At 70.9% G+C, this 13,714-nt stretch carries 11 protein-coding genes and 2 pseudogenes; 6 read left to right on the forward strand and 7 right to left on the reverse strand.

The annotated features are described in order from the left end of the window. Positions 1 to 16: 16 nt before the first annotated feature. Positions 17 to 643, forward strand: coding sequence for a CG0192-related protein (locus HH310_RS10360; protein WP_169175238.1), 627 nt, complete (start codon positions 17 to 19; stop codon positions 641 to 643). On the opposite strand, the gene HH310_RS10365 is transcribed toward HH310_RS10360, so the two are convergent. Continuing rightward, positions 640 to 1,587 carry a TIGR03557 family F420-dependent LLM class oxidoreductase gene (locus HH310_RS10365; protein WP_169175239.1) on the reverse strand — a complete coding sequence of 316 codons (948 nt, stop codon included), beginning with the start codon at positions 1,585 to 1,587 and terminating at the stop codon, positions 640 to 642. The genes HH310_RS10360 and HH310_RS10365 overlap by 4 nt on opposite strands. A 95-nt stretch (positions 1,588 to 1,682) precedes the next feature. On the opposite strand from HH310_RS10365, the gene folP reads away from it, so the two are divergent. Continuing rightward, positions 1,683 to 2,552 (forward strand): dihydropteroate synthase, encoded by an 870-nt coding sequence (gene folP / locus HH310_RS10370; protein WP_312033948.1) that lies wholly within the window; start codon positions 1,683 to 1,685, stop codon positions 2,550 to 2,552. A gap of 11 nt (positions 2,553 to 2,563) precedes the next feature. Then, positions 2,564 to 3,355 (forward strand): annotated as a pseudogene (locus tag HH310_RS10375) (SAM-dependent methyltransferase). Positions 3,356 to 3,391: 36 nt separating this feature from the next. Here HH310_RS10375 and HH310_RS43690 read toward each other — a convergent pair. From HH310_RS43690 to HH310_RS10385, 3 genes and pseudogenes are all read right to left on the reverse strand, one after another. Then, the gene (locus tag HH310_RS43690) at positions 3,392 to 4,126 is read right to left on the reverse strand and encodes a transposase (protein ID WP_248293869.1); all 735 of its coding nucleotides are present in this window, start codon (positions 4,124 to 4,126) and stop codon (positions 3,392 to 3,394) included. 352 nt (positions 4,127 to 4,478) lie between these two features. Then, positions 4,479 to 4,658: pseudogene (locus HH310_RS43695) on the reverse strand (transposase domain-containing protein); the annotation flags it as partial. A 218-nt stretch (positions 4,659 to 4,876) separates the two neighbouring features. Then, entirely contained in the window at positions 4,877 to 5,539 is a 663-nt protein-coding gene (locus tag HH310_RS10385) for a Type 1 glutamine amidotransferase-like domain-containing protein (protein ID WP_169175343.1), read from the reverse strand. A 79-nt stretch (positions 5,540 to 5,618) separates the two neighbouring features. Between HH310_RS10385 and HH310_RS10390 the strand changes: the two genes are divergently transcribed. Continuing rightward, positions 5,619 to 6,185: a helix-turn-helix transcriptional regulator gene (locus HH310_RS10390; protein ID WP_169175240.1), complete on the forward strand. Its 567-nt coding sequence runs from the start codon at positions 5,619 to 5,621 to the stop codon at positions 6,183 to 6,185. Next, complete coding sequence (locus tag HH310_RS10395; protein ID WP_169175241.1) at positions 6,182 to 7,495, forward strand: MFS transporter; 1,314 nt, start codon at positions 6,182 to 6,184, stop codon at positions 7,493 to 7,495. Before HH310_RS10390 ends, HH310_RS10395 begins: the two co-directional genes overlap by 4 nt. A gap of 199 nt (positions 7,496 to 7,694) precedes the next feature. Here the strand turns inward: HH310_RS10395 and HH310_RS10400 are convergent, their stop codons facing one another. Beyond that, complete coding sequence (locus HH310_RS10400; protein ID WP_312033949.1) at positions 7,695 to 8,537, reverse strand: ADP-ribosylglycohydrolase family protein; 843 nt, start codon at positions 8,535 to 8,537, stop codon at positions 7,695 to 7,697. Between the two features lie 635 nt (positions 8,538 to 9,172). On the opposite strand from HH310_RS10400, the gene HH310_RS10405 reads away from it, so the two are divergent. Next, complete coding sequence (locus HH310_RS10405; protein ID WP_248293870.1) at positions 9,173 to 10,861, forward strand: DUF222 domain-containing protein; 1,689 nt, start codon at positions 9,173 to 9,175, stop codon at positions 10,859 to 10,861. Positions 10,862 to 11,590: 729 nt separating this feature from the next. Here HH310_RS10405 and HH310_RS10410 read toward each other — a convergent pair. Continuing rightward, positions 11,591 to 11,989 (reverse strand): hypothetical protein, encoded by a 399-nt coding sequence (locus tag HH310_RS10410; protein WP_169175242.1) that lies wholly within the window; start codon positions 11,987 to 11,989, stop codon positions 11,591 to 11,593. A gap of 269 nt (positions 11,990 to 12,258) precedes the next feature. Then, the gene (locus tag HH310_RS10415) at positions 12,259 to 13,704 is read right to left on the reverse strand and encodes a serine/threonine-protein kinase (RefSeq protein WP_169175243.1); all 1,446 of its coding nucleotides are present in this window, start codon (positions 13,702 to 13,704) and stop codon (positions 12,259 to 12,261) included. Positions 13,705 to 13,714 lie beyond the last annotated feature (10 nt).

Consider the following 13,714-nt stretch of genomic DNA (forward strand, 5'->3'; position numbering starts at 1 on the left):
CGCTTACCATCCGGCCATGGCGATCATCCACGAAGCCACCCTGACCCCGACCAAGCTCGAACTTCTCACCCAGTGGCTGCCCGGCCGCGCCTGGTTCCCGGAGGACTCCGCGGCGGACCTGCAGCGGGTGGCCGCCTGCCGCTTCGACGACCCGGCCGGTGCCGTCGGCGTCGAGATGCTCGTGGTGCGCCAGGGCGACGACGGACCGCTGGTGCACATTCCGCTGACATACCGCGGCGCGGCCATGGAGGACGCCGAGCACTGGCTGGTCGGCACGCTGGAGCATTCCGTGCTGGGCACCCGCTACGTGTACGACGGCGTCGGCGACCCGGTCTACATCGAAACCCTGGTCGAGGCGATCCGCACCGGTGGGCGCGAGGCCGAGGAGTTCGTCGAGACCGAGTCCGGCCCGAAGAAGCGCACCCCGCTGATGATGGTGGAGGGCAGCGGCAAGGCGAAGGCCGGGACACCGGTGGGCCCGTTGGTGCGGGTGGAGGACGGCGACCCGGCCGTGGTGGTGACCGACCGGGTACGGCTGTCGATCCGCCGCGTGCTCACCCATCACCCGGCCGACGAGGAGCTGACCCTGACCGCCACCTGGGACGGTCAGGACCGGCCCCGCATCCTGGCGACACTGATCTAAAGCTGGTGCCTTAACTCCTTCGCGAAGAAGTCGAGGAAGCCGTCCTGGTCGGGCCCGGCGTTCATCAGCGCGATGTGGTCGTAGCCCGCGGCGGTGTATTTACCGACGGCTTCCCCGTACGCCTGTGGATCCGGCCCGACCACGAAGGTGTCCCGGATGTCCTCGGCCCGCACGGTCGTCGACGCCGCTTCGAAGTTCGCCGGGTTGGGCAGTTCCGACATCACCTTCCAGCCGGCCACCGACCAGCGTGCGGTGCGCAGCGCCGCCTGCACCGCGGTCTCGGCGCTGGGCGCCCACGCGGTCGCCACCTCGGCGTAGCGGGGCCCGGTGCCGCCCGCCTTCGCGTACGCCTGAGCCAGTTCCGTGTTCGGCTCGGTCACGAACAGGCCGCTGCCGTGGGTCGCCGCCAGCGTGGCCGCCCGCTCGCCGCCGGCCGCCACCGCGATCACCGGCAGCTTGTCCGGCAGGTCGAACACCCGGGCGTCCTCGAGCTGCAGATGCCGGCCCTCGTACGACTGGTATCCGCCCTGCCACAACAGACTGATGATTTCGAGGGCCTCGACCAGGCGTTCGTGCCGGCCTCGCACGCTGGGAAAGCCCTGGCCCACCACGTGTTCGTTGAGCCGCTCCCCGGCGCCGATGCCCAGCGTGAACCGGTCGTCCGAGATGATCGCCAGGGTCGCGGCCGCCTGCGCGATGATCGCGGGGTGGTAGCGCACGGTGGGGCAGGTGACGCCGGTGGCGAGCCCGAGCGTGTCGGTCCGCATCGCGATGGCGCTGAGCACGTTCCAGGCGAACGGTGAGTGGCCCTGCACATCCAGCCACGGATGATAGTGGTCACTGATCTCCACGAAGTCGAATCCGGCCTGCTCCGCCTTGACCGCCTGCCGGATCAGTTCCTTGGGGCCGTACGCCTCGGCCATCAGCTTGAACCCGATTCTCATGTCTCTTGCGTTCCCGGTCGCGGACCGCACAAACCCCTGGCCGGGGGGTCGAGACCTGGCCTGGACTCGCGCCGCGTCCTGTTACTCTCCCGACCGTGGGCGAGCAGAACGGCAGGCGGATCATCGGCGGCCGCACCTTTGATTTCTCGCGGCAAGTCGCGGTGATGGCGATCGTGAACCGCACGCCCGACTCGTTTCACGACCGCGGCAGCACGTTCGCCCTGGAGAAGGCCCTGGACGCGGTGTCCGCGGCGGTCGACGCCGGTGCCGACTGGATCGACGTCGGCGGGGTGCCGTTCGCCCCGGGCCCGGAGGTCAGCGCCGCCGAGGAGCTCGACCGGGTGCTGCCGGTGGTCACCGCGGCGAAGCAGCACGCCGTGGTCTCGGTGGACACGTTCCGCCCCGAGGTCGCGCGCGAGGTGATCCGGGCCGGCGCCGGGGTCATCAACGACACGTCCGGGCTGCGTGACCCGGCGATGGCGGACGCGGTGGCGGGCACCGACGCCCAGCTCGTCATCACCCACAGCCTTGCTCCCCCGCGTACGCCCTGGCCCCGCCCCCAGTACGACGACGTGACCGCCGAGGTCGCCGGCTTTTTGCGCGCCCGCGTCGAAGTGGCGCTGTCCCGAGGCGTACGGCCGGAGCAGTTGATCATTGATCCCGGGCACGACCTGAACAAGAACACGTACCAGTCGCTCGAGGTGACGCGGCGGCTCGACGAGATCGCCGCGGTCGGTTACCCGATGCTCGCGGCGGTGAGCAACAAGGACTTCATCGGCGAGACCCTGAACGCGGCCCAGCACGACCGGCTGGCCGGCACGATCGCGACGGTGGTCTATTGCGTGCTGCACGGCGCGCGCATCGTCCGGGTGCACGACGTGCGCGCGGTGGTCGACGCGGTGCGGATGACCGAGGCGATCCTGGGATGGCGGGAGCCGGTCTACACCCGGCACAACATCGAATAGAGTCTCGGTCCATGGACCTGCCCATCGATGTGTCGGTCGCGCATCCCGCCCGGCGTTACGACTACTGGCTGGGCGGCAAGGACAACTTCGCCGCCGACCGTTAGTCCGGCGACGCCATCGCCGCGCAATTCCCCGCCATCCGTACGGCCGTGCTGGAGAACCGGCGTTTTCTGCGACGCGCCGTCACGTATCTGGCCGGGACCGCCGGGATACGGCAGTTCCTGGACATCGGCACCGGCCTGCCGACCGCCGACAACACGCACGAGGTGGCGCAGCGGATCGCCCCGTCGTCGCGGGTGGTCTATGTGGACAATGACCCGCTGGTGCTGGTGCACGCGCGGGCATTACTGACCGGCAACCCGTCGGGCGCCACCGCGTACGTCTCCGCGGACCTGCGCGACCCGTCGGCGATCCTGCGCGATCCCGCGCTGGTGTCGACGCTCGATCTCACCCGGCCGGTCGCGTTGATGCTGATCGCGGTGCTGCACTTCGTCGGTGAGGAGGACGACCCGTACGCCGTGGTCCGTGCCCTGGTGTCCGCCCTGCCGCCCGGCAGCTTCCTGGCGATCTCGCACGCCACCAGCGACTACCTGCCGCCGGCCGTGGTCGCCGACCTGAACGGCGGCAAGCACGGCCAGGGCCGGCTGCGGACGCGGGCCGAGTTCGCGCGCTTCTTCGACGGCACGTCGCTGGTCGAGCCCGGCGTGGTGCCGCTGTCCGAATGGCGCGACGAGGCCGAGACCAGGCCGCGCCCGGCCGCCGAGGAGACCGCGATGTACGCGGCGGTGTCCCGCGTCGTCTAGAACCAACGCCGTTCAGTTAGGCCGCTGTGGGGGTTGTCAAGGGTCGGGGCTGATGATGTCGATGCGGGTGGTGGCTTGGTAGCTGCGCCGGTCGATGTTGGGGCCGCGGGCTTGGTATTTGCTGTTGGAGCGTTTGATCATGCGGGTTTTGATCCGGATCCGGCGTTCGGGTAGCAGGTTGTTCAGGATGTTGGCGCCGATGGTGCCGATCAGGTCGATGGCGGTGTCGGTGATGATCCCGGCGGCGTGGATGAGTTGATCGCGGGCGGTGTTCAGGGCGGTGGTGAAGCTGGCCCGGTCGGGGTCGAGGCCGGGCCGGCTGTCGGTGGCGTCGACCATCGCGGTGCGTAGCAGCTGGTAGGTCACCAATAGGGCGTGGATTTCCTGGTCGATGCCTTGTGGGGTGCGGGCGCGTAGGACGCGTCCGCCGAGGATGCTGGATTTGAGTTCGAGGTAGGCGGTCTCGATTTCCCAGCGCTGGTGGTAGAGGGTGATCAGCTGTGCGGCGGGGTGGGTGTGGGGGTTGAGCAGGGTGGTCAGCAGCCGGTAGTCGCTGGTGGTGACGCCGTTGCTGGTTTTGACGGCGATGCGGGCCTCGATCACCCGGATAGGCCGCCCGGCGATGATCGTTTGCCAGGATCCGTCGTGGTGACGGCCGATCAAAGGGAGTTTCCGGTTGGCTTTGCAGCGGATCAGCAGGTGGGCGCCGGTCGCGGCGAGAGTGTTGAACAGTTCGGCGGCGGCGTAGTTGCGGTCGGCCAGTAGCAGCATTCCGGTGTGCAGGCTGCGGGCCAGCCGGCGGGCCTGGTCGAGTTCGCCGGTGGCTTGGGGGTCGAACGTCGAACACGGCGTCGATCACCGAGCGGGTGCCGCAGCTCAGCAGAGCGGACAGCCGCAGCACCGGGTAACCGGATCCGCCGTGGTTACCACGTGCTTTGCGGTAGCGGCCTAGGTTCGCCGGGCTGTCCGCGACCTTCAGCTGGGTTCCGTCGATCACGCAGGTGAGCAGGCCGTGCCAGCGCACCGCACCACCGGCGCTGGTGGCGGCCGGCCCGCGTAGCAGGTCGAACAGGGCCCGAAGTGGTGCTGTCCCGAGTCGTTGCCGGGCTTGGCGCAACGCGCTGACCGTCGGGGTGGCCAAGGCCAACGGGCCGAGCCCGGCGGTCAGCCGCTGCCACACCTGCCGGTAGCCCAACTCGGCGAACAGGCATCCCGCGAGCAGCAGATACACGCTCACCCGGGCCGGGAGCAGCCGCACCCGTGACTGCACACGGCCGGTGGCGGCAAGGACATCATCGACCATCTCGAACGGCACGAGCCGGGTCAGCTCACCCAGATGTCCCGGCGCGAACACCCCTGCGGCTACCTTCACCGTGCGAGTTATGGCAATCTGATCAGCCAGCGGAGCTCCAGGTGTCAGGGAAGTCTTAGAGTGACCACCCTCTATACCGGAGCTCCGCTGCTTCGTCTCCGCGACACGCTTGACACCCGCCTACATCGCCTAACTGAACGGCGTTGCGTCTAGAACCGCTTCCAGGTGCCCTCGGAGATCACCTCGACCCCGTCGCCGGTCACCTTGATGGCCGTCTGAGCGTCGATGGCGTACGCCGGGCCGTTGATGTCGGCGGCCCATCGTTCCGCCTCGGCCATCGTGCTCTCCGGATTGTCCGGGCCGTTGAGGTGCGCGAATATCGAGAAATCGACGACTCCGAGCGCGCTGTCGCCGCCGGTGGGCGGTCGCCAGCCGACGAAGTACTCGCCGACGCGGGGAGTCAGCGCGACGCTGCCGGCGCTGAGCCCGACGTAGACCTTGTCGTGCAGGGACGGGAAGAGGTCGGCCAGCCCGGACTCGCGCATCCAGTGCGCCAGATATAACGCGTCGCCGCCGTTCACCAGCAGGACGTCCGCCTGGTGGACCCACTCGTGCCAGACGTCGCGGCCGATGCTGTCCAACGCGGTCAGCTCCAGCAGGCCCACCGATTTCCAGCCCAGCTCGGTCATCGGGCTCGGCGTCTTGCCGGCGACGAAACGCCACGGCCCACCCGGATCACCCCACGGCCCGCCGTACCCCGCGGTGGGGATGCAGAGGGCGTTCGCCTCGGCGATCGGCTTGCCCAGGAGATCGATCAGCGCCGCTCGGATACTCGCGTTGCGGACACCGGAATCGGTGAGCAGAAGCTTCATCACGGCTCCGGAGGCTAGCAGCCAGGTTCTCAAGAGTTTACTCTCGACACTCTTCTATCGAGAGAATACTCTCGATGCCATGTCCGACGACTCACGCACTCTTTCTGACGCGCGCACCCTCCGCGCGCTCAGCCATCCGGTGCGCCTGGCGCTGCTGGAAGCCCTCCTCAGTGGACCGCTGACCGCCACCGAGGCCGGCGAGGTGATCGGCGAATCCGCGACCACGTGCTCGTTCCACCTGCGGCAACTGGCCCGCTACGACTTCGTCGAGGAGGCCGGCGGCGGGCGCGGCCGGGCCCGCCCCTGGCGGCTCACCCACACCGGCTGGACCGCACCCCCGCAACCGGACAATCCCGAGTTCACCCGCGCGGTGCAGGCCCTCGACCAGGTGCTGCTCGACCGGCTGGTGGCCCGGATGCGCCGGTATGTCGAGGCCGCACCCACCTACCCCGCCGAGTGGCAGGCGGCCGCCCTCGGGCACACCTCGCTCCTGCACGTGACCGCGGCCGAGGCGGCCGAGATGGCGGCGGCCTACCGCGAGGTCGCGACCCGGTTCCGGGACCGCTGGGCGACCCGCCACGAGAACCCGCCGGAGGGCACGCTGCCGGTCGAGGTGTTCGTCGGCGTCTACCCGATCGACCGATGAGCGCCCGCGCGCTCTGGGCACACCCGGATGCCCGTAGCTACTTGACCGGCCAGACGTTGTCGCTGCTCGGGGACAGCGCGCTCTGGCTCGCCTGCGGAATCTGGGTGAAGACGCTGACCGGCAGCGACACCGCGGCGGCGTTGACCTTCTTGTTCTTCACCGCGCCCGCGTTGCTGGCGCCGCTGGCCGGCCTGCTCGCCGACCGGGTGCGCCGGCGCCCGCTGCTGATCGCGGCGAACCTGGCCGGGGCCGTCGTCCTCGCGCCGTTGCTGCTGGTGCGCGACCGCGGGGATGTTTGGGTGATCTACGGGGTGATGACGCTGTACGGCCTGCTCAACGTGAGCATCGCGCCCGCGCAGTCGGCCCTGCTGACGGTGTTGCTGCCGGCGAATTTGCTGGCCGACGCCAATGCCACGCTGCGCACCGTACAGGAGGGAATTCGGATTGTGGCACCGCTGGCGGGGGCGGGCTTGTTCGCGTTCGTGGGTGGGCAGGCCGTGGTGGCGCTGGACATGGCGAGTTTCGTGGGGGCGGCCGCCTTGACCGCCCGGATTCGGGTCGTCGAGCCGCGACCGTCGCGGTTGCGCCGGGTCACCTCGCCGCCGTCGCGTCCGGTCACCTCGCCGCCGTTGCGCCCGGTTACCGGATCGCGCACTGCTCCGATGCGCCGGATCGCCGGGCAGATCGGGGCCGGTTTCCGCTTCCTGGCCGATGTTCCGGCGCTGCGGCGCCTCACGTTGGCGAGCGCCGTCACCACCCTGTTCGTCGGCGCCGGGGACGCGACCAGCTACGCGGTCATCGGCCAAGGCCTGCACCGGGCACCCGAGTTCATCGCCGTCACCCAGGTGATCCACGGCGTCGGCGCGATCCTCGGCGGCCTGACAGCGGCCCCGGCGATCCGCCGCCTCGGCGAGATTCGCACCGTGGTCGTCGGCCTGATGATCCTCGCCGTTACCGCGCTGTGCCTGGCCACACCGTGGCTGCCCACGGTCCTGGCCGGAAAGCTGGGCGTCGGCGCGGCTCTGCCGTGGATCGTCATCGCCATCATCACGCTGCTGCAGCGGCAGGCCGCGGCCCACTTGCAGGGCCGGGTGTACGCGGCGTTCGAGGTCTGCGCGACCGGACCGCAAACCGCGGGCCTCGCCTTGGGCGCCGCCGTCATCGCCTTCGTCGACTACCGCGTCGTGCTGATCAGCGAAACACTAGGCCTGCTGGTGGCCGCCGCGATGCTGGCCCGAACCCGCCTCCCCACCGAACCGCCTAGCGCCGAATCGCCGGTGCCCGAAGGGACCGGAGTGGCCACGGCCTGAGTCGCCGCCTTGTCCCTTGAGCACGCCGGTTGGCTTGGTCAGCGAGCCAGCTCGCGCGGTTAGCGCACCGGCCTGCGTGGCCAACGCACCGGCCTGCGCGGTCAGCGCCTGGCTCGCGCGGTCAGCGCGCCGGCCTGCGCGATCAGCGCCGGCTCGCGCAGTCAGCGCCGGCTCGCGCAGTCAGCGCCGGCTCGCGCAGTCAGCGCGCCGGCTCGGCGGCGGCCAACCAGAACGCGGGTAGGCCGGCGACGCCGGTGCGGGCGCCGACAACACCGCCAGTGATCGCACACGTGGTGTCGACGTCGCCGCGGCCACTGGCGGTGGCCCACAACGCGGCCTCCAGGTCGTCGGGATGCCGGGCCGCGCACCACAACGCGAACGGCACGGTGTCGGCTGCCGACATGCGCCGGCCCGACCCGACCTCGCCCACCACCTCGATCGGGCGGACGTCGGCCCCCAGCTCGGCGACCACGCGCAGCCGCCGGCCGATGTCCCCCTCGGTCACCCGCTCGGCGATGGCGTGCAGCGACAACGCCGACTCCACGTTGAGCGCAGCGGCCAGAGCCACCGCCACCGCACCCGCGGCGGCCTCCGGGTGAGCGTGGGTCACCTGAGCGGAACGGGCAGCTTCGTAGGCACACCGATTGAGATCGCCCGCGAACCACGCACCGAGCGGCGCCACCCGCATAGCCGCACCGTTGCCCCACGACCCTTGCCCGCCGAACTGCCGCGCGGTGACCTCGGCCCAGGCCTCACCGTCGCCCAAGGCCGGAAGCACGTCGTGCATGCCCGCCCCGTACTGCCGGTAGGGGTCACGCGCATAAGCCTCGGCAAAGCCCACGGCGAGCGCATCCTGGTCGACCTCGCCGCGCCCCTCAAGCATCCCTAGCAGCACAACCGCCATCGCCGTGTCGTCCGTCCGGCGCCACGGCCCCACCTTGAGCTCCCCAGGCACGAACCGGCGCCGAAACCAGGTGCCCCCGAAACAGTCCCCCATCGCGAGCCCTCGCAGCGCGGCGTCCGCGGCCGCTTTGTTGATCACCCAAGCTATCCTCGCGGACCCGCCAGGCTTGGGGCCACCCAATTGCCAGCCCGCCGCGTTCTTCCGAGGTGCAGGCTGATCCGTACCGCACTGACCTAGCTGGACGGCCGCATCGGCGACGCCGGCGGAACCGTTGACCGGGCGGCGCCGGACACCGCGGTCACGGTTTCGTCAACGAGCTGGAACCCCCGATAGACACCCATCGGCACGGCTGGCGCCTCTACGAGACGACGGTCCATTGGGAGACCACCGACCCCGTGCCGAATCAGCCGGCGGTCCTCCTCGACCTGACACGCCGGTGGAGCCATCCTGACACGTTCACGTGTCGATGCAGGACCCGCACTGAGATCGGGTTGACCGGCCTTTGCCGGCGAGGCCGCGGCTTGCTCCTTGCCGGCGAGGGCGCAGCTTGCTCCTTGCCGGCGAGGACGCTCCGTCGCCGCTGCCCGGCGCGGCGTTCGACAACGTCGTCGGTCGGCGATCGCTAGCTCGATCTTCGCACCTCGACGACTCGCCTGACGAAGCCGGCGCCACGGCCCATAACCTCGAGGGCAAGTTTCAGATGGTGGATGTGGATCTTCTAGGCGATCTCCCGGCCGCCGAAAGTGTCGTACGTGTGTTCCAAAATGCTCGACATGCTGGTGGAACTGGAGCAGGTAAGTAAGGACGCGGCGACGTTGGCCGTCGCCCCGATGTGGCCGGTCGGCGATGCCGAGCTCATCGACCTGCTCCGGGCCGCGCATCGGCTGCAGCAGACCGCGGTGGTCTTGCAGGCGCGGCTGGTGGCGGAGGCCAGCCGCCGCGGCCTGCCCGCCGAGCAGGGTCATCGCTCCACCGTCCGGTGGCTGCGCGCCCTGCTGATGCTGGATCCGCAGCCGGCCCGCGAGCTCACCGAGACGGCCGACGCGCTGCGCCGCCCGGCCATCGAGCAGGCCATGCACGACGGCCACATCAACGCACGCCAGGCTGCGGTGATCGCCGCGGCCCTCGATGCCATCCCCACCGACCTCGCCGGGCTCGCCCAACCGGAAGAGTGTGCAGGGCCGTGCGAGGGTGCGGAGTCGGGCCGGTGCGCGGAGTCGGGCCGGTGCGCCGACGCAGGCGGTTGCGGGGAGTCGGGCCGGTGCGCCGACGCAGGCGGTTGCGGGGAGTCGGGCCGGTGCGCCGACGCAGGCGAGTGCGGGGAGTCGGGCAGGTGCGCCGACGCAGGCGAGTGCGGGGAGTCAGGCGGGCGCGCCAACGCGGGCCAATGCGCCGACGCGGGCGGTCTCGTTCCTGAGGGAGACCTTTCGCGGATCGTCGGTGAGGCTGAGCGCACGATGATCGCCATGGCTGACCGGCTGCCCGCCTACCAGCTACGCCGCGTGGGCGAACGCATCCTCGCCCATGTCGCGCCGGAGGTGGCCGAGCGGGCCGACGAAGCCGCCCTGGCCCGCGAGGAGGCCCGCGCCCACCCCCGGCGCGGTCTGACCTTGTCGCTGCCGGTCGATGGTCTCGTGCGGGTCTCCGGTGCGTTGGGTGCCGAGGACGCCGCCACCGTGCACGCGGCCCTGCACCCGCTGTGCCACCCACGCCCGGATGATGAGCGCACGCCCGCCCAGCGGCGCGCTGACGCGCTGGTCGAGGTGTGCCGGCTGGCGCTACGCACGTCCGAGCTACCCGACGACGGAGGCGAGCCGGCGCAGCTGGCGGTCACCATCGCCTACGATCCGCTTGCCCGCACGCTGGGCACGGCCGTCACGGACACCGGTCAGCGGTTGTCGGCGGCGACGGCGCGGCGACTGGCCTGCGATGCGCGGATCTTGCCGGTCGTGCTCGGCGGCGCCGGCCAGATCCTGGACACCGGCCGCGCCCGCCGGCTGGCCACCGGCCCGCTGCGCCGTGCGCTCCACCTGCGTGATCGTGGCTGCGCGTTCCCCGACTGCGACCGTCCGCCCCGTTTCACCGACGCCCACCACATCGCCGCGTGGGCCGACGGCGGCCAGACGAGTCTGCACAACTTGGTGCTCCTGTGCCGCCGCCACCACCGACTCATCCACGACCCCGGCACCGGCTGGCAGATCCGCCTCGGCGCCGACCAGCTTCCTGACTTCATTCCGCCGCGCAGCCTCGACCCCCACCGGCGCCCCCGCCGCAACCTGTACCGGCCCCACCATCAACCGCCTCCGGACCAGCCCCGACTTCACCACCAACCCCCTCCGGGCCGGCCCCGATCACCAACCGGGACAGGCTCGCCCCCGAGGCGTCGCCACGCCGCCAATCGACACGCCGACCGGGAGGCCGAAGTGGGCAACGCAAGGCCGCGGACAGATGGGCACTCCTAGTGATGCGTTTCCGGTTCACCTGAGTGGACACCGAGGCTCGAGGCTCCAACGCCCCACGCCCAGTGGACCGCCGTCCATGTGGGGCGGTCCGGGTGGGTGGCGCGTTTCGGTTCAGTCTGGCTGCCGCGCGTCCACGTTCCGGGGCTGCCGCGGGCGGACGCAGCACCCGCCCGCCGTAGCCGAGCCACTTCGGCACGGGTCAGCATCGGCATACCCTGCCGCGCGACGCCTTCGGAGGCAGCAACGTGGCTGGTCCGTCTCGGCCTCGGTGTTCTGAGGTGGACACCCGCAAGCACCAGGACTCGGCCAGGGAGGTGTTCGTCGTGTCACGCCCGGTCGGACGCGGCGCCAGCGGCAACGCGTCGACGCCGGCGCAAGACGGGCTGGCAGCCTTCGACCAAGCCGGAGACCGCGCGTAGCAATCAGCCGAACCGGCAGCCTTCGACGAAACCCGAGACCACACGCACCAGCGCCTCCCCAACCAGCCAAACCGGCAGCCCTCGACGAAACCCGAAACCACACGCACCAGCGCCTCCCCAACCAGCCAAACCGGCAGCCCTCGACGAAACCCAAGACCACACGCACCAGCGCCTCCCCAACCAGCCGAACCGGCAGCCCTCGACGAAACCCGAGACCGCGCGCACCAGCGCCTCCGCGATTCGGGCGATCCACTCCGGTCAGCGCTGTGCACGACATGCCGGCGCGACGTCGGTGGATGCCAAACGGGTGTCAGGGGCGGCCGTGCACTGCCAGCAACGCGATGCGGCGTCCGTCCTTGCCGTCGGTCACCAGGTATGTTGCGGTGAGCCGGGCGATCTCGCGGCCGTCGGCGCGCTGGCGCGCGATTGTCGCCTCGTAGAACGCGGAGGTCGCGTTCAGCACGGTGACCTTCTCGGCTTTGATCTCGCTGCGGCCGTACGAGGTGGCGCGCATCTCGTCGACCTGCTGCTGGATCGTCGCCACCACCCGATCGGCGGTGGTCAGGGCGTAGGACCCGTCGTCGGTCGTGACCAGCAACGGGACGGCGTAGAAATCGAGCAAGGTGATGGTGTCGCTCTCGCCGCGGCCGCAGGCCGCGAAAGCGTCCAGATATTCGGCGAACCAGCGGCTTACCTGAATGCCGTCCACGCCCGGACCATACCGCCCGCCGTCACGCTGGGGTGATTGACTTGCGGTGATCCGCTCCCTCGGGCTCGGATCAGATGAGGGTAAGAGGGGCACGCCCGGGCGGCCGGATGCTTCACCTGCGCTACCGCCCGGACCGGGTGATGCCACGGCGACGCTCGGTTCCGCCTGCGCTTTCGCGTCTCGGTCAGCGACAGCGGGGTGCCGGGCTGGCCGCAGAAGAAGGCGGACCGGCCGTCCTGCCGTGTCCGCGTCGAGCCTTCCGCGCCGCGTCAGCCCTGGTCCGAGCCGCCGACCGCGCCGTCGCCGCCACCACCGCCACCCGGGCCGCTGTTGTCGTAACCACCACCGCCACCACCGCCACCACCGCCACCACCGCCACCACCGCCACCGTCGCCGGTGCCGCCGGTGCCGCCGGTGTCGCCGCCGTTGTCGTCTCCCGGCTCGGACGGCTTCTCGGACGCCGACTGGGACGGGTCCTGGTCCGGCTCCGACGGTGGCTGGCTGGTCGGTGAGGACGTTGGGGTCGACGACGGCCTCGTCGTCGGGGCCGGGTTCGCGGGGGCCTTCGTCGGTGAGGTTCGCGGCCTGCCCGTCGTCGTCGGGGCGCCGCCTTTGCCGGTGCCGCTGTCGTGTGAAGCGGGGGCGTTGCTCACCGTCACCGTCGGGGTCGTCGACGGGTCGCCGCCGGGGAAGATCCCGCCGGGGTTGGCCCACACCAGCAGCGTCGCGGCCACGCCTAAGCCGATCACCGCGGCCGCGGTGGCCAGCAGCGTACGGCGACGGTGGTGGTGCGGGTCGGACGGGTCCGGAAGCGTACCGGGGGAATCTGCCGGGACCGGCGCGGCGACCGGCTGGGTGCGGGCGGTGCTGGAGACCGCGGCGAGCAGTACCGTCGTCGCGTCGCCCGAGGCCAGCTGTGCCGCGGCGGCCGCCATCGCGGCAGCGGACGGGAAGCGGTCGGCCGGGTTCTTGGCCATGGCGCGGGCGACCAACGCGCGTACCGGCTGGGGAACGTCGGGGGGCAGCGGCGGTGGCTCCTCCTGCACGTGCTGGATCGCCACGGCGATGGGGCTTTCGCCTTCGAAGGGCGGATGCCCGGCGAGGCAGTGGTAGGCGACGGCGCCGAGCGCGTACACGTCGGCGAGCGGGCCGGTCTCCTCCTTCGACACCTGCTCGGGCGCTATGTAGAGGGCGGTGCCGACGACCTCCTTCGCGCCGGTCAGGGCCGCGGACTCGGCCGAGCGGGCCACGCCGAAGTCGACCAGCATCACGGTGCCGTCGGCTTCGATGATCAGGTTGCCGGGCTTGACGTCGCGGTGCACGATGCCGGCCTGGTGGGCCGTGTCCAGGGCGCGGCCGGCCTGCGCGACGATCGACATCGTCTCGTCGGGGGTGAGGCGGCCGCGCTCCGCGATGAGCTGGTTGAGCGCGGTGCCTTCCACATACTCCATCACGATGTACGCGTCGGAGTCGTCCTCGCCGAAGTCGTACACGTCGGCGATGCCGGGATGATGCAGTGCGGCCATCGCCCGTGCCTCGTGCCGGAACCGCTCCTCGAAGCCGGGGTCACCGGCCCGGCCCGCCCGCAGCGTCTTCACCGCGACCTCGCGGGCGAGCACCGTGTCGGTGGCCTTCCACACCTCGCCCATGCCGCCGGCCGCGATGCGGTCGTCGAGTCGATAGCGGTTTCCGAGCAGCTCACCGGCGATTGGCATACGGCCCTCT

Origin of the sequence: Actinoplanes sp. TBRC 11911 (genome assembly GCF_012933445.1) — a bacterium.
Lineage (GTDB): Bacteria > Actinomycetota > Actinomycetes > Mycobacteriales > Micromonosporaceae > Actinoplanes.